This is a genomic window from Rhodanobacteraceae bacterium (genome assembly GCA_016713135.1).
Lineage (GTDB): Bacteria > Pseudomonadota > Gammaproteobacteria > Xanthomonadales > SZUA-5 > JADKFD01.
This window is the reverse complement of the sequence record JADJPR010000022.1, coordinates 1-21,986: the sequence shown is the minus strand read 5'-3', so window position 1 is coordinate 21,986 and position 21,986 is coordinate 1. Positions and strand designations below refer to the sequence as shown.

At 67.0% G+C, this 21,986-nt stretch carries 19 protein-coding genes and 4 pseudogenes; 13 read left to right on the top strand and 10 right to left on the bottom strand.

What is annotated here, in order from left to right:
• Window positions 1-7: 7 nt before the first annotated feature.
• Both IPK27_18045 and sufT read right to left on the bottom strand, forming a co-directional pair.
• A complete protein-coding gene (locus IPK27_18045; GenBank protein ID MBK8069447.1) occupies window positions 8-517 on the bottom strand; it encodes a macro domain-containing protein in 510 nt (169 codons plus the stop codon).
• Window positions 518-621: 104 nt separating this feature from the next.
• A complete protein-coding gene (gene sufT, locus IPK27_18040) occupies window positions 622-1,173 on the bottom strand; it encodes a putative Fe-S cluster assembly protein SufT (GenBank protein ID MBK8069446.1) in 552 nt (183 codons plus the stop codon).
• A 123-nt stretch (window positions 1,174-1,296) separates the two neighbouring features.
• Here sufT and IPK27_18035 point away from each other — a divergent pair, with 123 nt between their 5' ends.
• Together IPK27_18035 and IPK27_18030 are read left to right on the top strand one after the other, a co-directional pair.
• Window positions 1,297-4,392, top strand: a complete 3,096-nt coding sequence (locus tag IPK27_18035) for a diguanylate cyclase (GenBank protein MBK8069445.1) — start codon at window positions 1,297-1,299, stop codon at window positions 4,390-4,392.
• Between the two features lie 65 nt (window positions 4,393-4,457).
• Window positions 4,458-4,901 carry a hypothetical protein gene (locus tag IPK27_18030; GenBank protein MBK8069444.1) on the top strand — a complete coding sequence of 148 codons (444 nt, stop codon included), beginning with the start codon at window positions 4,458-4,460 and terminating at the stop codon, window positions 4,899-4,901.
• A gap of 9 nt (window positions 4,902-4,910) precedes the next feature.
• Here IPK27_18030 and IPK27_18025 read toward each other — a convergent pair whose 3' ends face one another.
• The 3 genes from IPK27_18025 to IPK27_18015 all read right to left on the bottom strand — a co-directional run bounded on the left by IPK27_18025 (window position 4,911) and on the right by IPK27_18015 (window position 8,685).
• On the bottom strand, window positions 4,911-5,612 hold the full coding sequence (locus IPK27_18025) for an NAD(P)(+) transhydrogenase (Re/Si-specific) subunit beta (GenBank protein ID MBK8069443.1): 702 nt from the start codon (window positions 5,610-5,612) through the stop codon (window positions 4,911-4,913).
• 92 nt (window positions 5,613-5,704) lie between these two features.
• The gene (gene pntB / locus IPK27_18020) at window positions 5,705-7,117 is read right to left on the bottom strand and encodes a Re/Si-specific NAD(P)(+) transhydrogenase subunit beta (protein MBK8069442.1); all 1,413 of its coding nucleotides are present in this window, start codon (window positions 7,115-7,117) and stop codon (window positions 5,705-5,707) included.
• 11 nt (window positions 7,118-7,128) lie between these two features.
• A complete protein-coding gene (locus IPK27_18015; GenBank protein MBK8069441.1) occupies window positions 7,129-8,685 on the bottom strand; it encodes a Re/Si-specific NAD(P)(+) transhydrogenase subunit alpha in 1,557 nt (518 codons plus the stop codon).
• Window positions 8,686-9,403: 718 nt separating this feature from the next.
• On the opposite strand from IPK27_18015, the gene IPK27_18010 reads away from it, so the two are divergent.
• Together IPK27_18010 and IPK27_18005 are read left to right on the top strand one after the other, a co-directional pair.
• On the top strand, window positions 9,404-9,997 hold the full coding sequence (locus tag IPK27_18010) for a nitroreductase (GenBank protein MBK8069440.1): 594 nt from the start codon (window positions 9,404-9,406) through the stop codon (window positions 9,995-9,997).
• Entirely contained in the window at window positions 9,997-10,911 is a 915-nt protein-coding gene (locus IPK27_18005; GenBank protein MBK8069439.1) for an exodeoxyribonuclease IX, read from the top strand. The genes IPK27_18010 and IPK27_18005 overlap by 1 nt, the downstream gene beginning before the upstream one ends.
• Window positions 10,912-10,920: 9 nt before the next feature.
• Here the strand turns inward: IPK27_18005 and IPK27_18000 are convergent, their stop codons facing one another.
• Window positions 10,921-11,376 (bottom strand): hypothetical protein, encoded by a 456-nt coding sequence (locus IPK27_18000; protein ID MBK8069438.1) that lies wholly within the window; start codon window positions 11,374-11,376, stop codon window positions 10,921-10,923.
• The gene (locus tag IPK27_17995) at window positions 11,336-12,253 is read right to left on the bottom strand and encodes a hypothetical protein (GenBank protein MBK8069437.1); all 918 of its coding nucleotides are present in this window, start codon (window positions 12,251-12,253) and stop codon (window positions 11,336-11,338) included. Before IPK27_17995 ends, IPK27_18000 begins: the two co-directional genes overlap by 41 nt.
• A gap of 183 nt (window positions 12,254-12,436) precedes the next feature.
• Between IPK27_17995 and IPK27_17990 the strand changes: the two are divergent.
• The 3 pseudogenes from IPK27_17990 to IPK27_17980 all read left to right on the top strand — a co-directional run bounded on the left by IPK27_17990 (window position 12,437) and on the right by IPK27_17980 (window position 15,188).
• Window positions 12,437-12,990 (top strand): annotated as a pseudogene (locus tag IPK27_17990) (NUDIX hydrolase).
• Window positions 12,983-13,607, top strand: a pseudogene (locus tag IPK27_17985) (2OG-Fe(II) oxygenase). Before IPK27_17990 ends, IPK27_17985 begins: the two co-directional pseudogenes overlap by 8 nt.
• A gap of 164 nt (window positions 13,608-13,771) precedes the next feature.
• A pseudogene (locus IPK27_17980) lies at window positions 13,772-15,188 on the top strand (ATP-binding cassette domain-containing protein).
• 236 nt (window positions 15,189-15,424) lie between these two features.
• Here the strand turns inward: IPK27_17980 and IPK27_17975 are convergent.
• Window positions 15,425-16,210 (bottom strand): HAMP domain-containing histidine kinase, encoded by a 786-nt coding sequence (locus IPK27_17975; GenBank protein MBK8069436.1) that lies wholly within the window; start codon window positions 16,208-16,210, stop codon window positions 15,425-15,427.
• Between the two features lie 4 nt (window positions 16,211-16,214).
• Window positions 16,215-16,781: a hypothetical protein gene (locus IPK27_17970; GenBank protein ID MBK8069435.1), complete on the bottom strand. Its 567-nt coding sequence runs from the start codon at window positions 16,779-16,781 to the stop codon at window positions 16,215-16,217.
• 164 nt (window positions 16,782-16,945) lie between these two features.
• Here IPK27_17970 and IPK27_17965 point away from each other — a divergent pair, with 164 nt between their 5' ends.
• The 6 genes from IPK27_17965 (at window position 16,946) to IPK27_17940 (ending at window position 20,694) form a co-directional block, all read left to right on the top strand.
• The gene (locus IPK27_17965; GenBank protein ID MBK8069434.1) at window positions 16,946-17,890 is read left to right on the top strand and encodes a DUF808 domain-containing protein; all 945 of its coding nucleotides are present in this window, start codon (window positions 16,946-16,948) and stop codon (window positions 17,888-17,890) included.
• Between the two features lie 5 nt (window positions 17,891-17,895).
• The gene (locus IPK27_17960) at window positions 17,896-18,546 is read left to right on the top strand and encodes an MFS transporter (protein ID MBK8069433.1); all 651 of its coding nucleotides are present in this window, start codon (window positions 17,896-17,898) and stop codon (window positions 18,544-18,546) included.
• Window positions 18,543-19,064 carry an MFS transporter gene (locus IPK27_17955; GenBank protein ID MBK8069432.1) on the top strand — a complete coding sequence of 174 codons (522 nt, stop codon included), beginning with the start codon at window positions 18,543-18,545 and terminating at the stop codon, window positions 19,062-19,064. Before IPK27_17960 ends, IPK27_17955 begins: the two co-directional genes overlap by 4 nt.
• A gap of 575 nt (window positions 19,065-19,639) precedes the next feature.
• Complete coding sequence (locus IPK27_17950) at window positions 19,640-19,885, top strand: hypothetical protein (protein ID MBK8069431.1); 246 nt, start codon at window positions 19,640-19,642, stop codon at window positions 19,883-19,885.
• A 112-nt stretch (window positions 19,886-19,997) separates the two neighbouring features.
• Entirely contained in the window at window positions 19,998-20,180 is a 183-nt protein-coding gene (locus IPK27_17945; protein ID MBK8069430.1) for a hypothetical protein, read from the top strand.
• Between the two features lie 274 nt (window positions 20,181-20,454).
• Entirely contained in the window at window positions 20,455-20,694 is a 240-nt protein-coding gene (locus tag IPK27_17940) for a hypothetical protein (GenBank protein MBK8069429.1), read from the top strand.
• Between the two features lie 722 nt (window positions 20,695-21,416).
• Here IPK27_17940 and IPK27_17935 read toward each other — a convergent pair.
• Window positions 21,417-21,936, bottom strand: a pseudogene (locus IPK27_17935) (Sua5/YciO/YrdC/YwlC family protein).
• Between the last annotated feature and the right edge of the window lie 50 nt (window positions 21,937-21,986).

Sequence of the window (21,986 nt, the reverse complement as noted above, 5' to 3'; positions counted from 1 at the left end):
CGTGGCATCAAGACAAGGCGGCGCGTTTCGCCAGGCCTTCGTCGGCCGCGACGCCGGCGCGGTACTGGGAATAGACGATCACCGGAATCTCGAGTTTGCCCAGGTGCGCCTCGATCAGCGGCTCGACATCGGCCCAGTCGAGCCCGCCAACCCCGGTCGCCAGACGTGGCAGGGCCACACTGTGGTAGCCCTCGCGCTGGATCTCCGCGACCAGCGCCCGCAGCGCGTGGTTGACGTGCGCGACCGTCGCGCGACCGGGCTTGGCGCCATGCCCATAGCTGCCTTCCTGGGTGAACAGGCTGATCACGTGGGTGTCGCCCGCCCCGCTCCAGGTCCACGCCGTGCCGGGCTCGGGATGGCGGGTCTGGCAGAAGTGGCGGAAATCCTTGTACATCGACGGCCAACGCTCGCGCAGTTCATGCGCCAGCCCGTGGGCGAAAGGATCGTTCGGCGCCACGCCATGCACGATGGCCTGCGCCTGGCTCAACAGGATGTCGCCACTGACGAATCGGATCATGGGATTCTCGCTCCGGGAATGAGCCGGCATGGCCGGCGGATGACCCATGCTGCAAGCGCGCGCAGGCCCGCGTCCTGATCCCGATCAAATGGTTCCGCGGTTCCCTAAAGCATCCCGGTTTCGAGCTTGGCCGCCTCGCTCATCATGTTCTGGTTCCAGGGCGGATCGAACACCAGCTCGACATCGGCCTCGCTGATCGTGGGGATCAGCTCGACCTTGGAGCGCACGTCGCTCACCAGGGTTTCCCCCATGCCGCAGCCCGGGGCCGTCAGGGTCATCTTGATCTCCGCCCGCCGGTGGCCGTCGTCCAGGCGGAACAGGTTGCACTCGTAGACCAGTCCGAGTTCGACGATGTTGACCGGGATTTCGGGATCGAAGCAGGTGCGCAGCTGGTCCCAGACCAAGGCCTCGACGTCAGCATCGCTGGCCCCTTCGGCCAGGGCCGGCAAGGGCAGTGGTGTCTTGCCGATCGCGTCGGCGTCCTGTCCGGCGATGCGGAACAGGTTGCCCTCGACATAGACCGTAAAGGCGCCGCCGAGTGCCTGCGTGATGTAACCGACGCTGCCGGCCGGCAGCTCGACCGCATCGCCGCTGGGCACCATCACTGCGGCGCAGTTGCGTTCGAATTTCACCGGTTCGCTGGTTCTGCTGTACATGTCGTGCTGATCTCGTTGTTGCCGCGCGATGGCCGATCGCGCCTGCGCTGCGGATGTTGCGACCGCATGTCGCGGCTGCAGGTTCTGACTACAATCGCGCATTCAACCATCCCGGATGGAACCGTGCAGGCAAGCCTAGCGGCCACCGCGACGTTTCCCCGCACGCGCCTGCCCGGGCCGCGGGTCTGGTGGTGCCTCCTGCTCTGCCTGTGGTCCCTGCCCGGATGGGCGCTGGATCCGGACAAGCCCTTCCGCCAGTACATCCATGACCGCTGGAGCATTGAGGACGGCCTGCCGCAGCTCTCGGTGCTGGCGATCACCCAGGACGCCACCGGCTATCTGTGGCTGACCACCCAGAACGGGGTTGCCCGTTTCGATGGCGTGCGCTTTCGTGTCTACAACGTCGAGAATACGCCAGCGCTGCGTGCAAACATCATCGACAAGGTACATCTGGGCAGCGACGGCAGCCTTTGGTTTGCATCCTCACGCGGACTGACTCGCTACCAGGACAGTCTGTGGGCCGGGATCGAGCTGCAACCGGGGCGCGATGTCGCGGTCACGGCCCTGGCCAACGACATCGACGGCCAACTGCTGGCTGGAACCGACCGCGGCCTGTACCGCATCGATGCCACCGGCGTGCAGTTGCTGGGCCTGCGCGATCTCCCGGTGAGTGCGATCGCCCGCAACGGCAGCACGGTGTACGCCGCAAGCAACCGCGAGGTGCACGAGATCAATGGCGCGCGCGTGCGCCTGTACCCATTGCCGGGAGCAAACGAAGCGCCGGCAGTGACCGCGCTCCTGGCCGCGCCGGAAGGTCTCTACGCCGGAACCCGTCGCGGCATCCTCCAGCTCGACGATACGCGCTGGGTGCAGCCAGGTTGGGCTGCCCCACTGGCGCAGCACCGCGTCGAAGCGCTCTATCGCGATGGCGACGGCAACCTGTGGATCGGCACTACCGAAGGCGCATGGCGTTATCACCCGCGTCGTGGACTGGAGCCGTGCCTGACGTCGAATCTCCCCGGTACCGCGTGGATCGCTTCCTTTTTCGAAGATCGCGAGGGCAATCTGTGGATCGGGAGCCTGACCCACAGCCTGGCCCGCGTGTGGAATGGCTGGGTGGCGCGCTTCAACGTAGAAGACGGTCTGTCGGATCCCTTTGTCTGGAGTGTCGTGGCCGACGACAGCCGGCGCCTCTGGGTCGGCACCAACAGCGGGGTCGAGCGCCTCGATCCCGATGGCAGCATCCGCCTGATCACCAGCACGCGCGAGCTGCCGGACTCGTCTGTCTACAACTTGTTCCGCACCCGCGACGGCGACCTGCTGATCGGCACGCGCGCCGGCCTGGCACGCTGGAACGGCCGCGAGCTGCGGCGTGATCCGCTCTGGGAACCGCTGGCCCGGGCGGGCATCCGCGCGGTGGTCGAGGAGGCGCCCGGCCACTACTGGATCGGTACCAGCCAGGGCCTGTACGAGCAGGACGAAGGCGAACTGCGCCTGCATGCAGCCGAACGTGGCCTGATGGAGACCCGGATCCGGGCCCTTGCGCAGTCGCAACGTGGCGAGCTCTGGGTAGGCACCGAGCGCGGGCTGTACCGCGGCATCGACGGTCGCTTTCGTCGCATCGACCAACCGGCGGAACTGGTACCCGCGCTGGTGACCGCGATCCTGCCCTGGCGCAATGGCAAGCTGCTGGTGGCCACCATGGATGCCGGACTGTTCGTCGGCGCACCCGACAGCCTGCGCCAGATCACCACCCGGCAAGGGTTGCCCTACAACAGCGCGTTCGCACTGGCGAGCGACAGCGGCTTCGTCTACGTGACCAGTCCCGAGGGCGTCTACCGGATCGCCCACGGTGACTTGGATCGATATCACGCCGAAGGGGGCCGGGTGCTTGGCGACATGATCGTCCAGACCGGCGACAGCCATGCCGGCGCACTGCGCTCTCGCTGCTGCAACGGTGGCGCGCAGGCGCGCATCGCACGCAGCAATGGCGAGCTATGGCTGCCGACCCTGGACGGCGTGCTCCGCCTGGACACGGCCAAGGTCCGGCGAAGCGGCTTGTCGCCACCGATCGTCGCCGAATCCATCGAGCATCTCGGCGTGACCTACGAAGGCCCGGGGCCGTTCACCCTGGACGGGCGCAGCGGCGACGTCACGATCCAGTACGCCGGACTGGCGCTGCAGGACCCGACCGGCCTGCGCTTCCGCTACCGCCTGCAGGGCTACGACGACAACTGGCGCTCGGCGCGCTCGCGAAGGACCGCGTACTACACCAACCTCGCCCCCGGCCATTACCGCTTCGAGGTGGTGGCCACCAGCAGTGCGGGGCTCGACAGTCCGCACCCGGCGACCATCGAGTTCCGCCTGGTGCCGCCGTGGTACCGGGCGTGGTGGTTCCGGGCCCTGCTGGTGCTGCTGTCCCTGGCGCTGCTGGTGCTCGGTTGGCTCGGATACCGGCAACGGACGCTGCGTCGTGAGCACGCACTGGAGGAACTGGTGCGCCAGCGCACCGCCGATCTCGACCGCGCCAACGAGCGCCTGCGCTCAGCCAACCGTGCGCTCGTCGAGGAATCTCACACCGACGCGCTGACCGGGCTGCGCAACCGGCGCTTCCTTGCGCACTACATGGGTAACTGGCGCCGCGCGGCCGGCGACGGCGTGCAGCGCCGCCTGGCCTTCGTGCTCATCGACCTCGACCATTTCAAGCGCATCAACGACGTCCACGGCCATCTCGCCGGGGATGAGGTACTGCGGCAACTGGCTTCCTTGCTGCTTGAGTTTGCTGGCGAGGATGGCATCCCGCTGCGCTGGGGTGGCGAGGAATTCATGTTGGTGATGCCAGCGGAATCGATCGCGGACGCGGCGCAGTTCTGCGAGCGCCTGCGCAGCCTTATCTCGCAGAAAGAGTTTGCGCCCAGCGGTGCGTTGCGCACCCGGCTGACGGCGTCGATCGGCTATGCGCTGTTCCCGACGCTGGCCGACAAGAGTGACAGCGACGACTGGAATCTGGCGCTGGAGCTGGCCGATGCCGCGCTCTACCTCATCAAATCGAGCGAACGCAACGGCTGGGCGATCGTGCACGCCCGCGCCCATGCGCGTGCTCGCGACTTCCGCGGCGGGGTCAGCGGCCGTCTGGGCGAACTGGCCCATGCCGGCCTGGTGGCGTTGGAAACCTACCAGCGCACCCGCCCCCGCCCCGGCGGACAGGACACGCACTGACAAGGGGGCGGCACGCCGGACCGCTGTGCTGGCATCATGCGGCGCCCGCGGTTGGCCCTGGATCCATGCGCCTGCTCAATTTCCTGCTCGGCACCTGTGCGGCGCTGCTCGCCGCGGCAGCACTCGGCGCGCTGTGGTCCTTGCTGGCGCTCGCCGCGGGCAATCACGCCGCATGGATGGCGCCACTCGCCGCGCTGCTGCTGGCGGCTCTGCTGCGCTACAACAGCCACCCGCCGGGCGCCCTGCGGGCGCTCGTCTGCGCGCTGCTGGTGCTGCTGACCTCGGCGCATGCGAATTACCTGATCGCGGCGGGATTCATCGCCGGCCAGATGGGCCTGGAACTACCAGATGCGATCCGCGTGATCGGCATCGACATGGCCTGGGCAGTGACGCGTGCGCACGCGGGCGCCGCCGACATGGCGAGCTATGCCATCGCCGTGGCGCTCGCTTTGGTGCTCGGCTGGAGGATACCAGGCGAAGGCGCGAGTTCCCGGCCGCGGCGCCGCTGACGGGCGCGGTCAAGGGCGGACCGAGGGTTCCGAATGGCCGGCCAGCGCGTCGCGGATCGAGCCCTCCGCCACTATCGCCGCCTGGATCCGCAGCACGCCGAAGACACCGACCACCATGCCCGCGATGGCAAACACCGGGCTACGCAGCGCGAGTCCTGTGCACACCCATGCCAGGCCTGCCATGGCAGCGCCGGACCAGAGCGCGCGAGAGAAGTCAGCCGGCGCAACCGGCAGCGCCACGCCCACGCCCAAGGCAAGGCAGACAAGGCCAAACCCGATGATCAATCGCTCATCCAGCTGCACGGCGGCCATCGCGCCGAGCACGCCAGCGGCGAGCAGCAGGAGCAGGTTGAGGCGCCACTGACCGCCGAAACGGAACGCGCGGGAGTTCCACTTCAGCCTGGCCAGGACCACCAGCGAAACGGCAAGAGCCGTCGTACCGGTCAGCACACCGGCCAACGCGAGCAATGCCCGCGCGAAACCGAACTCTCCGGCCGCCTGTTCCATCTCGACCAGCCCAGTGGCTGCCTTCGCAGCCGCCGCCGCCCGGAAGAGTCCGACAGCACCGATCACCAACGCCGTGCCCCCGGCGAATGCGACGTGCGACGCGACAAGCTGCTTGACGCCAGCGCGTCGGCGATGGATCCAGACTGCGCTGGCGGCGACCGCGGTGGCGAGCAGCGGCAGGAGCCAATCGATGGCGGCGATCATGGCCGCACACGCCGCAATCCGCGCAGCGTGTCAGCTGCAGCCGGGAGCCTCTGCAGGCGCATCACCAGAGGCCCCCGATGCGGCAACCGGCCTCAGCCCTTCAGCGCAGCCAGGACCTCGTCCAGCATCTTCTTGGCATCGCCGAACAGCATCCGGTTGTTCTCCTTGTAGAACAACGGGTTGTCGACGCCCGCGTAGCCGGAGGCCATGCTGCGCTTCATCACGATCGAGGTCTTCGCCTTCCACACCTCGAGCACCGGCATGCCGGCGATCGGGCTGGCCGGGTCGTCCTGCGCGGAGGGATTCACGATGTCGTTTGCACCGATCACCATCGACACATCGGTGTTCGGGAAATCGTCGTTCAGCTCGTCCATTTCCTGGACGATGTCGTAGGGCACCTTGGCCTCGGCCAGCAGCACGTTCATGTGGCCAGGCATGCGGCCCGCCACCGGGTGGATGCCAAAGCGGATGTTGACGCCCTTCTCGCGCAGGTGCTTGGTGATTTCGTACACCGTGTGCTGGGCCTGCGCCACCGCCATGCCATAGCCCGGCACGATGATCACGCTCTTGGCCTCGCGCAGCAGTTCGGCGGTCTCGGCGCTGCTGATCGGCACCACCTCGCCCGCCGGCTTGGCGGCACCCGCCGAGGCCGCAGCCCCGCTGGTGGTGCCAAAGCCGCCGGCGATCACGCTGATGAAGTTGCGATTCATTGCCGTGCACATGATGTACGACAGGATCGCGCCGCTCGAACCCACCAGCGCGCCGGTCACGATCAGCAAGTCATTGCTGAGCATGAAGCCGGTCGCCGCCGCCCAGCCCGAGTAGCTGTTGAGCATCGAGACCACCACCGGCATGTCCGCACCACCGATGGCCATCACCATGTGGATGCCGAACAGCAGCGAAACCGTGGTCATCACGATCAGCGGCGTCATGCCCTCGGCCACCGTGTGCGCATGCAGGAACTCGCGCCCGAACCAGATCACCACCAGGAGGCCGGCGAGGTTGATCCAGTGGCGACCCGGCAGCAGCAGCGGGTTGCCGCCGATCTTGCCGGAGAGCTTGCCGAAGGCGATGACCGAGCCTGAGAACGTGACCGCGCCGATCAGGATGCCGACGTAGATCTCGACCTCATGGATGGTCTTCTCGACATCCGTGAGCCCCGCCGAGGCGGACGGATCGATGTAGCTGGCAAAGCCGACCAGGCAGGCCGCCAAGCCGACCAGGCTGTGCATCAGCGCGACCAACTCGGGCATCTGGGTCATCTTGACGGTGCGCGCGGCATACAGGCCGACCGCACCGCCCGCGACCAGGGCGCCGACGATCCACGGAATCCCGGCCATCGTCACGCGCGGACCGAACACCGTGGCCAGCACGGCGATGGTCATGCCGATGATTCCGTAGAGATTGCCGCGACGCGAGGTCTCGGGGTTGGACAACCCGCCGAGACTCAGGATGAAAAGGATGATCGCTCCGATATAGGCGACAGTGACCAGACTCGCAGACATTCGCGTATCCCCTACTTACGGAACATTTGCAGCATGCGCTGCGTGACGGCGAATCCGCCGAACATATTCACCGCGGTCAGTGCGATGGCAGTGACCGCCAGCCAGCGAATCAGGCCCTCCGGCCCCACCTGGATCAGGGCGCCGATCGCGATGATGCTGCTGATGGCGTTGGTGACGCTCATCAGCGGCGTGTGCAGCGCCGGCGTGACATTCCAGACGACCATGTAGCCGACGAAGCAGGCCAGCACGAAGACCGTGAAGTGCCCGAGGAAGGCCGGCGGCGCGCCCGCGCCGATGAACCAGAAGATCAGTGCCGCGGCCGCGAACATCCCGGCGGTGGCCTTCGCCGATGCCGGCTCACTCGCCTTGCCGTGGCCGCCGCTCTTCTTCTGCGCCGGTGCGGCGGGCTTCGCCGCCGGCGGCGCCGCGACCACCTTCGGCGCCGGCGGCGGCCAGGTGATCTCGCCATTCTTGATGACCGTCAGGCCACGGATGGCATCGTCCTCCATGTTGACGTCGATCTTGCCGTCCTTGGTCTTGCACAGCTCTTCGGTCAGGCGGAACAAATTGGTCGCGTACAGGGTGGACGACTGCTTCGACAGGCGGCTGGCCAAATCGGTGTAGCCGACGATGGTCACGCCATGCCGGACCACCGCCTGGCCGGGCTCGGTCAACTCGCAGTTGCCGCCACGCTCGGCCGCCATGTCGACGATCACGCTGCCGGGCTTCATGCTCTTGACCATGTCCGCGGTGATCAACCGCGGCGCCGGCTTGCCCGGGATCAGCGCGGTGGTAATGATGATGTCCACCTCGCGCGCTTGCTTGGCGTACATCTCGCGCTGGGCCTTCTGGAAGCCCTCGCTCATCACCTTGGCGTAGCCGCCGCCACCGGAACCCTCTTCCTCATAGTCGACCTTGACGAACTCGCCGCCGAGGGAGACCACCTGGTCGGCCACCTCCGCGCGCGTGTCGTTGGCGCGCACGATGGCGCCCAAGCCCGCGGCGGTACCAATCGCGGCCAGGCCGGCAACACCAGCGCCGGCAATAAACACCTTGGCCGGCGGCACCTTGCCCGCAGCCGTGATCTGACCGTTGAAGAAGCGGCCGAAAGCATTGGCGGCTTCGATCACCGCGCGATACCCGGCAACGCCCGCCTGGGAGGTCAGCGCATCCATCTTCTGCGCGCGGCTGAGGGTGCGCGGCAGCGAGTCGATGGCGAGCACCGTGGCCTTCTTCGCGGCCAGTTGCTGCATCAGTTCCGGGTTCTGCGCCGGCCAGATGAAGCCGATCAGGGTGCCACCCTCGCGCAGCAGGCCGACTTCCTCGGTGGTCGGAACGGCGACCTTGAAGACGATGTCGGACTCCGCCCACAACTGCGGCGCGGCCTCGACGATGCTGGCGCCCACAGCGCGGTAGCTGTCGTCGCTGCAGTTGGCGGCATCGCCGGCGCCCGCTTCGACCGCGACCTTGAAGCCCAGCTTGATCAGCTTCTCGACCACTTCGGGGACGGTCGCGACGCGCTTTTCGCCTGCGACGATCTCTCTTGGAACTCCGATAGTCAGTGACATTCAGTTCTCCCTAACTCGTTTCGTCAGCATGGCAAAAACGGTGCGGACTGCAAGCGCCAGGCGCAACACGAAGACTCGCCGGATCGATGACGGGTGGCGCGCCCGGGCGGAGCCGGCAGCCCGGGAACTACACAGCGCTGGAGCAACGGGAACCCCCACGATTCCGCCCTCGATCGATCCCCGGACGGGGTCCATCGATCTTCACGAGTCTGCCACACACGGCGACAGCATCCCAAGCGCGCCGAGGCCTCAACCGGCCTGGACTGGGGATGCGGATGGCCGATGCCAGAAGCAGGACGCAGAGAGCGGAGTGGAAGAGCGGAGAGAACGCAGCGGGGAGCACCTTCCCAGGCAGGGTCGCCAGATCTCGCCAAGGCACCTTTTCCCTGCGTTTTTCACCGAACATGCCACAGGTTGTTGAATTATATGAAATTTTCTTCCTGCGCCAAACGACGACCTGTGATTGAGTACGCAAAGGACGCAACGGACGCAAAGACCTCAAGTGCCGGGGGTACCCCAACGCTGTATCGCGTTTGATCTTCTTTGCGTCCTTTGCGTCCTTTGCGTCCAGATACACAGTCCGCGATCTTGCGAGAGTCACGGTTCGCTGCGCGAACAAGCGCACCGGCAGGGGCGACTGGGACTTTCCCCGAGTCCCGAGTCGAGTCCCGGGCCCCATCGACGTAGACTCCGCGCATCGCCGCGCGCCCCTGCCGCCATGAGCATCGAAACCCGCCTGCACCCGCTGACCTCGCGCCGCTCGACGCCGGCCAAGCTGCTCGGCATGCCCGCCCCCACCGAGATCGAACTGCGCGCGCTGGTCGAGGCCGCAGTGCGCGTGTCGGACCATGGGAAATTGCAACCGTGGCGGCTGCTCACGATCCACGGAGCGGCCGGTCCGGCGCTCGGAAGCGCCCTGGTGGCGCTACGCGAGGCGCGCGGCGAGGAACTCGACGAATCCACCCGGCACAAGGACTTGAACCGCTTCGCGCATGCGCCGCTGTCGCTGGTGGTCATCGCAAGGATCACGCCCGGGCACAAGATCCCGGAGGTGGAGCAACTCCTGTCCGCCGGCGCTTTGGCGCAGAACCTGCTGATTGGCGCCTGCGCACTCGGCTACGGCGCCCAGTGGGTCACCGGGTGGCCAGCACACGATGCGCAGGCCACGCGCCTGCTCGGCCTCTCGGAGCACGAGCGTGTGGTGGCCTTCATCCATGTCGGCACGCCGAAGGCGGACGTCCCGGACCGGGAGCGCCCGCGCTACGAGCAGATCGTCAGCGACTGGCGGCCGGCCGACATGCCGGCACTGTGATGGGAGGGAACGGCGATCGCGTCTGCCTCGTCGATGCCAGTCTCTACATCTTCCGCTCCTGGCATGCATTGCCGCCGGACTGGCGCGATCGCGAGGGCTGGCCGACGCATGCGGCGCAGGGCTTCGCCAGCTTCCTGCTGCAGCTGCTCGAACACCTGCGACCGAAGTACCTCGCCGTCTGCTTCGACGAATCCCTGGGCAGCGGCTTTCGCCAGCAAATCTACCCGGCCTACAAGGCCAATCGCGAACCGCCCGACGAGGCGCTGTTGCGCCAGTTCGCGCACTGCCGCGCGATCGCGCGGCACCTCGGCGCCAGCACGCACGCGGATGCCCGCTTCGAAGCCGACGATTTGATCGGATCGCTGGCGCGCGTGGCGCGCACGCACGGGCACCCGGTCCTGGTCATCTCGGCCGACAAGGACCTGACCCAGTTGCTGGGTGAAGGCGACGAACAATGGGATTTCGGGCGCGACCGTCGCTTCGATCGCAAAGCGGTCAAGGAGCGCTTCGGCGTGCGGCCTGAGCAAATGGTCGATCTGCTCGCACTGGCCGGCGACCCGATCGACAACATCCCCGGCGTGCGCGGCATCGGGCAGTTGGGTGCCGCCCGGCTGCTGCAGCATTTCGGAGATCTCGACGAGATCTACCGGCGCATCGATGAAGTCGAGAGAATCGGTATTCGGGGTGCAAAGGCGCTGCAGGCCAGACTTGTGGCACAACGTGAGCAGGCCTATCTGTCGCGACGCCTGAGTGCCATCCATTGCGAGGCACCGGTGCCAGCGGACCTTGCCGCCTTGAAGCCGCGGGCGCCCGACCTGGACGCCCTGCGCACGCTCTTCGACAACCTGGGATTCGGCCCCTTCCTGCGCCGGCGTGCCGAGGCCATCGCGGCCCGCCACGCCGGCGCGGCATGACCCCGGCGCTTACTTCGCCGGAGCGCCCACCTGGCCACCCTTCACGGCCGTCTCCCAGGCGAATCGTGCCGACACTTTGTACAGCACGCGATCTTCCGGCAGCACGCCTTCCATCGGCTTGCCATCCGCTGCGTAGACGTCACGCTGACTGTTGGCGATGAAGTAGAAGTCATCGCCGACCAACGTGCCGAAGGTCGGCATCACCAGTTCGTCCTTGTTCGCTTCCAGCGGCTGGACGCCCACGACGGAGACGCGGTCGTCACCGAGCTTGATGCGAATGACGCGGGTGGGAATGGTGCCGTTCTGCACGGCGATCAGTTGGCCCTGGTAGTAGCTCAGGCCGTCGATGCCACCCAGATTCTGCAAGTCCATCGCCAGCTCGCGGATCTCGCTCTTGCTGAGGTCCGCGACACGCAATCCCAGTTCATAGTCCACAAAGTAGAGGTACCGCTGGTCCGGACTCACCGCCAGACCACGCAGGCTGGTCGATCCGGGATACCGCGAACAACGTGCGCATCTCGCCGCCCTGGACCTGGTAGACCACGTTCGAAATCGCGTCGGTGGCGTAGACCGTCCCGTTGGCGGCAACCGTGATCGCGCCGAACATCCGTGGGGTCTCACCGGGTGCCATCGGATAGGCTTCGAGGATCTTGCCACTCGCCAGATCGAACTTCCGCAGCGCCGCACCGCCGAGTTCCTCTGGGCGGTGCTTCTCATACTGCGGCGCCCCGGCCGTACCCACCCACAGGAAACCGCGGGCGTCGTCCACGGCGAGCGCAAAAACGCTCCGCAGCGCCGGCGTGCGGACCGGCGACGTGAACAGGTTGACACTGCCGTCCATCGCTACGCTCATGATCTCACCCGTACGTACGCTGCCGACCAGGAAGCGCTTGCGCTTGGCGTCATAAGCAACGCTCTCGATGAGCTCCGGCGCATCCTTCAGGGTGATCGCTGCCTTTCCCTCACCGAAGGGCGTGGCATTTACCTTGAGTCCGTCGATGACGTACTGGAAGACCTGGGTGTTGCGGATCGGGTCGAAATCCTTGTCCGCCTCCGGGTTCAACGCCAGCCCTTGTTTCTGAACCTGGATCAGCAGGTTGTATGCCTTGGTCTTCTGATCCTGCATCGCGTACGCCTCCGACAGCCGGTACAGAAAGGTCGGACTGTAGGGGCGCAACTTCAGCAGGCGCTCCATGGCATAGGTGTATCGACGCAAATCCTTGTTGCCCTTCCACTCGTCAGCGCGGCGCATCAACTCGTTGATATCGCTGATCTTTGCCAGCTCGACCTCGGTATCGGTGGGCAACGGCGGCGGTGCCTGACGCAAGGCCTGGGCGGACACCGAGGAGGCTGCGCACCAGAGCGCGGCAGCGGACAGGCTGATCAGCAGAGTCTTGGAGTTCATGGATCCGGTTCGAAAGTGACTGCAGACGAAGGAAAGGCACGCGTCGCGCTGGAGCGAGCGGCGGCAATGGCATTATCGCGGTTGCAAGCTGACTCTCGACCACAGCAAAAGTTCCCGCCCATGTCCCAACAGTCTTCGCAGGTCCTTCACGCCGGCCATCACCTTCGCCTGTGTCGGCGCGGGAACTGGGAGTACGCGGAGCGACTGAACCCCCAGGGTGCGGTTGTGATCGTGGCGATCACGCCCGCGGAGACCGTCCTCATGGTCGAGCAATATCGCATCCCGATCCAGTCGCGTACCCTGGAGTTTCCGGCGGCCTGATCGGCGATGAGGCGCCTTCGCCGACGAGTCTTGGCGCGAAAGCGCCCAGCGCAGGAATTGCTGGAGGAAACCGGCTGGCAGGCCGAACACATCGAGTCGATCATGGCCGGTCCAGCTCTGCGGGCATGACCACCGAGGTCATGCATTTCGTGCGCGCCACCGGCCTCACGCGCGTGCACGCGGGCGGCGGTGCCGGGGACGAGAACATCACGGTGCACGAGGTACCGCGCGCCGGCGTCGCCCGCTTCGTCGCCGAGCGCATGGCCGAAGGCTACGCCGTGGATCCAAAGGTCTACGCCGGCATCTACTTCCTGGAGCGCGACGCCCGCGGTGAGCCGCACGCGCGTGACTGACCACGACCGGATCGCCGACGCCCTCGCCACCGACCGCTGGCTGGTGGTGGGCGACTGGCTCGACACGCACTTGCGGCAGGCACTGCTCGACACCGCCAGGTCGCGCGCCGCCGCAGGCGTCCTGACCCCGGCGCGCGTGGGCCGCGGCAATGCCACCCTGCGCACAACCGAGGTACGCGGTGATTCGATCCAGTGGCTGGAACCGGACGATCCGGCGCCGTGCGTCCGGCGTCCTCCTGGCGCGCCTGGAAGGCCTGCGCTCCGCACTGAATGAGCGCCTGTACCTGGGCTTGATTGCGAGCGAAGCGCATTTTGCCCACTATCCACCAGGAGGCGCCTACCGCCGCCACCTCGACCGTTTCCGCGACGAGGACGCGCGCGCAGTCTCCGCCGTGATCCACCTCGGCGACCCCTGGCAACCGCGTTTTGGTGGCGAGTTGCGCATCTACCTGGAAGGCCCGGACGGCGAGGTCTCGATCGACATCGCACCGGAACCCGGGCAACTGGTGCTGTTCCTGAGCGGCGAAATCGAACACGAGGTACTGGCAACGCAACGAGATCGCTACAGCGTGGCGTGCTGGATGCGCCGGCGGACGGCGCGGACGCTGCCACTGTAGGGAATCCTCCGGACGCGTTGCGAGTCAGGTTCTGCGGCCGCCAGGGGCAATCCGATGGCCCATCCGACCGCCGCTCCGCGGGCGCACCTGGCCACTTGCGTCGGTCGGTTCCGCCCCCATGAACAGCGGTTCCCCGGCGCCGCGCGCCAAACGTCGCCCAATCCGTGTCCGAAAAGTCCCGATCGATCAAGCCATTGGCGGCGCTCGCGCCCTTCCTGCGCCCCTATCGCGGCCTGATCGCAGGCGCCCTGGGCTTCCTGCTGGTGGCATCGGTGGCCTCGCTGTCCCTGCCGAGCGCGATCGGGCAGATGATCGACCATGGTTTCTCCAAGGCGAATGCGGCCTATGTAGACCGCTATTTCCTTGCCCTTCCTGATCTTCGGGCGTCGCGTGGAAAAACTCTCGCGCGAGAGCCAGGACCGCATCGCCGATTCGTCGGCGATTGCCGGCGAAACCTTCAATGCGATCCACACCGTGCAGGCGAATGTGGCCGAGGCGCGCGAGTCGACGCGCTTCGGCGATGCGGTACGGCGCACCCTGGCCACGGCCAAGCGCCGCATTCGCATGCGCGCCAGCCTGACGGCGGCGGTGATCGTGCTGGTGTTCGGCGCGGTCACGGTGGTGCTGTGGATCGGCGCCAAGCAGGTACTGGCGGGCACGCTGTCGGGCGGCGAACTTGGCCAGTTCGTTCTCTATGCGGTGATGGCAGCCGGCTCGGTGGGTGCGGTCAGCGAGGTCTGGGGCGATGTGCAGCGCGCATCCGGCGCCATGGGCCGGCTCGCCGAACTGCTGCAGATGACGCCGAAGATCGCCGATCCCGCTACTCCGGACGCGGCGCCGACTGCGATCCGGGAATCGATCCGCTTCGACGGAGTCGGCTTCCGCTATCCCTCGCGCCCGGACACGCCGGCGCTGAGTGGCATCGACCTCGAAATCCGTGCCGGCGAGACCGTCGCCCTGGTCGGACCGTCCGGTGCCGGCAAGAGCACCCTGTTCCAGTTGCTGCTGCGCTTCCACGATCCCGACCAGGGCTGCATCCGGGTGGACGGCGTGGACCTGCGCGAACTACGCGTCGCTGACCTGCGCCGCCTGTTCGCCCTGGTGCCGCAGGATCCGGTGATCTTCGGCACCAGCGCGCTGGAGAACATCCGCTACGGCCGGCCCGAAGCCAGCCGCGAGGAAGTGGAAGCCGCCGCCCGCGCGGCCGAGGCCTGGGACTTCCTGTCCGCGCTGCCGCAGGGACTGGACACGTATCTTGGCGAGCGCGGTGTGCGTCTGTCGGGTGGGCAGCAGCAGCGTGTGGTGATCGCCCGCGCGCTGCTGCGCGACGCCTCGATCCTGCTGCTCGACGAGGCCACCAGCGCGCTCGACGCGCAGAGCGAGCGCGCCGTGCAGCACGCGCTGGAACACCTGATGGCCGGTCGCACCTCGCTGGTGATCGCGCACCGCCTGGCCACGGTAAAGAAGGCGGACCGCATCGTGGTCCTCGACGCCGGCCGCATCGTCGCCCAGGGCAGCCACGAGGAACTGCTCGCCCAGGGCGGCCTGTACGCCGAACTGGCGCGGTTGCAGCTGGTGTGAGTTTCGCGCCTTTGCCCGGACGAACCAAAGAGCGTTTGACGCAAAGGACGCAAAGGGGAGAAGCAAGGACGCAAAGGAAAGCCGGTCAGATGTTCTGTGCGTCCTGCGCTGACGCTGTGGTCATTGCAACGAGTGTGATTGCCTGGTCGCCATCGATCTCCAACGCAGGCCTTACAGCAAACTGGCTCTCCTTTGCGCCCTTTGCGTCCTTTGCGGACAAGACGTCTCTTGTTCAGTCATTTCCGCCAATTCGGTGCGGCCTCCTCAGGCGCGCGGATCGCTCGCGCACTTGACCTGGGCGCAATGGGGAAGCGCACGCGCACGGTGGTCCCCTTGCCCGGCTCGCTCTCGAACTCGATCGGCCACTGGAAACGATCGGAAAGGCGCTTGACGATGGTCAGTCCGACCCCATGGCCGCCACGGCGCCCGTGCTTGGCGCGGAAAAAGGGCTGGAAGATCTGCTTGAGGTCCTCCGCGGACATGCCGACGCCGGTGTCCTCGACCGTCACCATGCCGAGTTCCACCGTGACCCGGACGTGGCCCTGGTCGGTGTAGGCCACCGCATTGCGGATCAGGTTGCCGATCAGCACCGCGACCACCTTGGAGGGCGCGTGCAGGCGGAACTGCGCACGCTCGACCAGCTCCAGCTTGATCGGCTTGTCGCCGACCAGCGCCTCGGCGCGCTCGATCTCGTCGTGCACCACCGAGTTGACGGCAAAATCGTCCGCCGGCAGAGCGTTCTCGGCCTCGCGCGCCATCAGCAGGAATGCCTCGATCAGCGACTCCATGTCGCGCGCGGCGGCGGCGATCCGCTGTGCGTTGCGCATGCCGTAGTCGTCCAGTTGGCCGTCGCTGATGAGCACCTCGCTGGCCATCTTGATCACCGTCAGCGGCGTGCGCAGCTCGTGGCTGGCGTCGCGGGTGAAGATGCGCTCGCGCTCGACGAACTCGCCGATGCGCTTGCCGAAACCATAGATGGCCTCCGCGAGGCCTCGGTCTCGCCCTCGATCTCCGGGTGGCATGCGCTCAGGGGCCAGGGGTGCTGAAGTCCGGATTCTTCGGGTCCCAGCCGCGCACTTCGCTGGCGAGCCAGATCACCGGTGAAATGGCGCGCCGCGACAGGCGGTAGGTAAGCCAGGTGGCGAGGTAGATGAACAGCAGCACCAGGGTCAGCGGAATCAGGCCGAAAAACAGCGCGAGCTGGCCGATGTGCGCCTGGTCGATCACCAGGAACAGCCGGCCCGGCTTGGCATCGGACACGAACACCAGCGCCCGGCTCCCGCCCTGCCGCAGGACGTGAAATCCGGGGCCGAGGCCACGCAGGTTGTCCGGAATCACCTCGTCGGTGTCGCCAGGCCGCTGCATGTAGCCCTTCATGTTGTGGGTATCCGGTGTCAGGTGCACCGGATTGCGTTCGAGCAACTGGACGTAGTGCGCAGTCTCCTCGCGCAGCGCGCGCTTGATCAGCACGTCTTCGAGCACCGCCGCGGCGGCGTAGACGCCGAGCACGTACCGCAGGAGATGGCGGCCCGCCTGCAGGATGAATGCGACACCGAGCTTGGCGCGCAGGCCGGAGGGTCTGGAATGAGGCATGGATCCGATCCAAGGTCGATTCGGGCGCCAGGCGGGTACCCGGCGATGCGTAGTCTGCCGTCCTGCGCCTGCAAAGCGCGCGAAGACCGGAACATCGGCCACACCGCAGGGGCATGCGCCAGCCGCTATGCTCCGCGGCCATCCTTCTGCCTGCGAGACTCGCCATGGCCGGTTCCAGCCTGTTCGCGCTGCTAGACGACATCGCCACGCTGCTCGATGACGTCGCGGTGATGACCAAGGTCGCCGCGAAGAAGACCGCCGGCGTGCTCGGAGATGACCTCGCGCTCAACGCACAGCAGGTGGCGGGCGTGGCCTCGGAACGCGAGCTGCCGGTGGTCTGGGCGGTGGCCAAGGGCTCGATGATCAACAAGGCCATCCTGGTGCCGGCGGCGCTGGCCATCAGCGCCGTCACGCCGTGGGCGATCGTCCCGCTGCTGATGCTCGGCGGCCTGTTCCTCTGCTACGAGGGCGTGGAGAAGCTGGCGCACAAATACCTGCACAGCCCGGCGGAAGACGAGCAGCATCACAAGGAACTGCTGCACGCGGTGGCCGATCCGAAAGTGGACCTCGTGGCCTTCGAGAAAGAGAAGATCAAAGGCGCGGTGCGCACCGACTTCATTCTGTCGGCCGAGATCATCGTGATCACGCTCGGCAGCGTGGCCGCCGCGAGTTTCGGCAAGCAGGTCGCGGTGCTGTGCGCCATCGCCATCCTGATGACGGTGGGCGTTTACGGCCTGGTTGGTGCGATCGTCAAGCTGGACGACTTCGGCTACTACCTGAACCGCATGGAGGGCGCGGGCAAGGTGCTGCAGCGCAAGCTCGGCGCCTTGATCCTGCGCGCGGCGCCGCTGCTGATGAAGTCGCTGTCGGTGCTCGGCACCGCGGCGATGTTCATGGTCGGCGGCGCGATCATCGTCCATGGCGTGCCGGCGCTGCACCATTTCGTCGAACATGCGAGCGCGGTGGCCGGCGCCAGCGGCAGCGCGCTGAACCTGCTGACCGCAATCGCCCTGGAGGCCATCATCGGCATCATTGCAGGTGCGATCGTGCTCGCGATCGTGGGCCTGGGCAAGAAGCTGTTCGGCAAGAAGGGCGCGAGCGCGCACTGACCGCCTTGGCTGGCGTTCCCTACTGGCGGCTGTCGGCGTTCTATTTCGCCTACCTCGGCGCGCTGGGCGCCTTCGCCCCCTATTTCGCGCCGTACCTGGAGACGCGCGGGCTCAGCGCCTGGCAGATCGGTGTGGTGATGAGCCTGTGGTACGGCTCGCGCGTGCTGGCGCCGTCGCTGTGGGGATTGGCCACCGCGCGCGCGGCCCGTCCGATCCTGGTGCTGCGCGCGGGCGCGCCTGGCTACGCTGGCCTGCTTCGCGCTGTTCCTGCTGCCGCTCGGTTTTGCGGGCGTGGTGCTGGTGATGCTGGCCTATGCCAGCGTCTACAACGCGATCATGCCGCAGTTCGAGGCGCTCACGCTCGCGCGACTGGGCGAGCGCAAATCGGCCTACGGGCGCATCCGGGTGTGGGGATCCGTGGGCTTCGTGCTGGCCAACCTGGGCTTCGGCTGGCTGCTCAGATCCTCGGCTACGGCTGGCTGGTCGCCACCCTGCTGCCGGTGTTCGCGCGCTGCTGGTGGCGGCGCGTGGATCAACGACGACGCGCCGACGCTGGCAAAGGAGTCCGGCGGCGGCTTCCGCACCGATGTGCTGCCGCGCTGGCGCGAGCGTCCGCTCTGGATCTTCCTGGCCCACCGCCCTGGCGATGCAGTTGAGCCACGGTGCCTTCTATGTGTTCCTGTCGCTGCACCTGGACCGGCACGGCTACGCGCCGCAGGCGGTGGGACTGATGTGGTCGATCGGCGTGATCGCCGAGATCGGCATGTTCCTGGTGATCCCGCGCCTGCAGGCGCGAGTCGATCCGCGGCGGCTGATGGTCGTTTGTTTCGCCATCGGCAGCCTGCGCTGGGTGGTCACCGCGATGCTGCCGCACTACCCGCTGGCGATCGGCCTGGCGCAGCTCGGGCATGCCTTCACTTTCGCCGCTTTCCACAGCACCAGCATGCAGGCGATCAGCCAGTTCTTTCCCGGGCGGACCGGCGTGCATGGTCAGGGCTTGCTGTACGGGTTCAGCTCAGGCCTCGGCGGCGTACTCGGCGCATTGCTGGCGGGCGCCCTGTGGGAACTCGGCGATGGCCGTGCGAGCTTTCTTGGCGCCGCGGCGATCTCCCTGGCCGGGGCGCTGCTCGCATCACGGGTGAGCCTGCCAAGGCGCGACGCGCACGAATGTTGACGATTTCGAATCACCCCGTTCGATATATGCGATCAATCGCCGCGACTCCCATTCAGACCCATACCTGACCGTGGGGTCAGGCTCTCGCGGATCTGGCCGTTCGTCTGATTTTTCGCGCCTTTGCCGCGATTTCCGTCACATTTCGGCGCCCGCTGATGGATCGCACTAAACCTTGTGGTTCATGATGCATTCATCCGCCACATCTCGTGCCAGGAGAACCGCATGACGCTGAATCGCACCCTGCTCACCGCCACCCTCACCGGTCTGCTCGTGTCGACCTCGGCGCAATCGACGACCATCTTCCCGGTCGAATCGACCGATGGCCTGGTCGCCGCGATCAACGCCGCCAATCAGACACCCGAAGCAGACATCATCACCCTGGAGCGTGGGCTGTACTCGCTGGACAAGGTGAATGCCGAGAACCAGAAGGCCGCGCTGCCGGAGATCACCACGCCGATCGTGATCCGCGGCAACGGCGCCGAACTGCGGCGCTATTCCAACAGCGATTTCGCCTGTTCCATGTCGCCGAAACGGGTCATCTGCGACTCGAGCAGGTCATCCTCGCGGAAGGTTCGATGGGCTCGATCCGCAACCACGGCACCACCGAACTGCGCCGGGTGGCGCTGGTCGACAGCACCGCGCGCGGCGCCTCGGCCATCGTCGAGAACTACGGCGAGATGCGCCTGTCGCATTGCGAGATCAGCTTCAACACGGTGGCCGGCGCCTCGCGCGATGCCGGCACCATCGTCAACTGGGGCAAGCTCTGGCTGAATTCGACCACTTTCCAGGGCAGTTCAGCCTGCGCCGCCATGAAGGCGTAACGCTGGCGTCCACCGTCCTGAACTACGGCACGGCGGATATCGAGGATGTGGTGATTGCCGAAAACGCGGGCCGGTGATGTCGATATTGGCGGTAACGCCGCAGGCGCCGTTGGTGAACCTCGGCAATGGTCGGCTTGATTTGCGCCTGGTGCGCGAGCACGATAACCCGCCCGGCGAAGCCTTGGTGGCGCTTTCCGCTGGCGCCCTGAGCCAGGGAGCGCTGGACGAGTCTCGCAACACGCCTGAAACGCGGAAGCGGGCCATCTGCTTGCCTTTCGCGTTTGATAGCCTGTAATCTACTGATCCGTCCACGCGCAGGTCGCCCTGATGTCCGTCGGCACTCCTGAACCGCATCCGCTGATGATACTTGCCGGCCTGAGCCTGGTCGCCGCAGTGCCTCGCGTATTTCCGCGGTTCGGCTTGACCGCGCCGCTGGAAACCTCGCGGTGTTCTTCCACGAGTCCGCACACGCGGCGATGACTCCGCTGACTGGCGGTGGGTCGTGGTGATGCAAGTCACGGTCGACCGCGGCGGCGAGGTGCCGAGCGCGGGCGGAAACCGCTTCGACCCTGAGCGCCGGCTACCTCGGCTCGTTGGTGATCGGCGCTGCGCTGCTGGTCGCCAGCAGCCGCAGCCGGCATGACCGCGCGATCCTCGCCAGCGTGGCGCTGTGCATGGCGCTTCGCCACCGTGTTTTTATGCGGCAATGCCTTTCGGGCTCGCTTACGGCATCGGTACGGCCGCCGCGATGTTGGTCATCGCCCGCTGGCTACCGCCGGTCGCCAGCGACTATTCGCCGCTGCGCTTGATCGGCGTGATGAGCCTGCTGTACGTGCCACGACATCTTCAGCGACACCATCGAACGCTGCACCCGGCTTCGGACGCGCGCGCATGTTGGCCGAGGAGATCGGCGGCACCACCTGGCTGTGGGGCGATCTGGCTGCGGTGTCGCTGGTGACTTCGTCATCGCGGTGCGCTGGAGCCTGGCGGCGGCGCGCTGATCCGGCGCCGCTGCCCTGAGGCTCACTTCTTCGCGGTGTCTCCCGATCTTCTGGTCGGCTTCGAGGTTCTTGCCTACGCCCCGCACGGGTGTTGCAGGCGGTCAGCGGCAGCAGCAGGCCCGCGGCCAGCAGCCAGATCTTCCGGACGCAGCTTGTTCATTGTCGGCTCTCCTTCGGGTCGGTCCGCGGTTCGAAACGGCGCGGAAGCGATAGGAACAGCGCGTCGGCATGCAGACGCGAACGGTGCGCGATTTGGTTTAGGGCACGATCTCGCCGCCGGGTACTGCCGCGCGGCTCAGCTGATCGTGCACCGCCGCCCAGTCTCACCACCGGCGGCAGCACCACCATTACGGCGCGGCCGGGCCTGCATCCAGCGATGCAGCGCGTATGCACAGCCTGCGGCCAGCCGGCCGGGTCGGCGTGGTGCTGGTCCACTATTGCAGCCTTGCGGCAAGGGTCCCGCTGACCAGCCATAAAGCGATGTCGGCGCCCGCATCGTTGAGACAGCGCGCCACCCTCGATGGCGCCACTCAGTCTGAGCGTGGCTTGCCGGGCGCGTAGTGCGCTGGCGAGTCGCCCGCTCGCGCAAAGCGGGCCTTCAGCATCCTCGCAGTGCCAGCGACCAACCACCGGGGCTTCTGATGGCGCTGGTTGCAATGCTCGCCCGGGCGCAACAGCGGCAGCGCCCGCCTGAACGACGACCGTCGACTCAGGCCGACCGTGCAGGGGCCGCCGTCGAGGACGAGCAGGTCGACACCGGCGAACTCGCTGGCCACGTGCGCGGCGGTGGTCGGGCTCACGCGGCCGGACCGGTTTGCGCTCGGCGCGACGAGCGGGCCGCCGAACGCGTGCAGCAGGCGGGAGGGCCAGAACGTGGTCCGGCTGGCGGACGGCGAGGGTGTCCAGCCCGTCCCCGGCGAGCAGGCTGACCGGGAGGTCGGGCCGGCGGGGCAGGACCAGCGTCAGCGGGCCGGGCCAGAACGCTCTGCCAGCGCGCGCGCTGGCGGCACTCGCCCGCCCAGTCGCCCACCCGGTCCACGCTGGCCAGATGCACGATCATCAGCGGGTGATCCGCGGACGTCCCTTGGCTGCGAAGATGC

What these genes read in the sequence shown, in the direction of transcription:
- IPK27_18045 (MBK8069447.1), bottom strand. Translation starts at nt 517, where the DNA reads ATGATCCGATTCGTCAGTGGCGACATCCTGTTGAGCCAGGCGCAGGCC.
- sufT (MBK8069446.1), bottom strand. Translation starts at nt 1,173, where the DNA reads ATGTACAGCAGAACCAGCGAACCGGTGAAATTCGAACGCAACTGCGCC.
- IPK27_18030 (MBK8069444.1), top strand. Translation starts at nt 4,458, where the DNA reads ATGCGCCTGCTCAATTTCCTGCTCGGCACCTGTGCGGCGCTGCTCGCC.
- IPK27_18025 (MBK8069443.1), bottom strand. Translation starts at nt 5,612, where the DNA reads ATGATCGCCGCCATCGATTGGCTCCTGCCGCTGCTCGCCACCGCGGTC.
- pntB (MBK8069442.1), bottom strand. Translation starts at nt 7,117, where the DNA reads ATGTCTGCGAGTCTGGTCACTGTCGCCTATATCGGAGCGATCATCCTT.
- IPK27_18015 (MBK8069441.1), bottom strand. Translation starts at nt 8,685, where the DNA reads ATGTCACTGACTATCGGAGTTCCAAGAGAGATCGTCGCAGGCGAAAAG.
- IPK27_18010 (MBK8069440.1), top strand. Translation starts at nt 9,404, where the DNA reads ATGAGCATCGAAACCCGCCTGCACCCGCTGACCTCGCGCCGCTCGACG.
- IPK27_18005 (MBK8069439.1), top strand. Translation starts at nt 9,997, where the DNA reads ATGGGAGGGAACGGCGATCGCGTCTGCCTCGTCGATGCCAGTCTCTAC.
- IPK27_17975 (MBK8069436.1), bottom strand. Translation starts at nt 16,210, where the DNA reads ATGCCACCCGGAGATCGAGGGCGAGACCGAGGCCTCGCGGAGGCCATC.
- IPK27_17970 (MBK8069435.1), bottom strand. Translation starts at nt 16,781, where the DNA reads ATGCCTCATTCCAGACCCTCCGGCCTGCGCGCCAAGCTCGGTGTCGCA.
- IPK27_17965 (MBK8069434.1), top strand. Translation starts at nt 16,946, where the DNA reads ATGGCCGGTTCCAGCCTGTTCGCGCTGCTAGACGACATCGCCACGCTG.
- IPK27_17950 (MBK8069431.1), top strand. Translation starts at nt 19,640, where the DNA reads ATGGGCTCGATCCGCAACCACGGCACCACCGAACTGCGCCGGGTGGCG.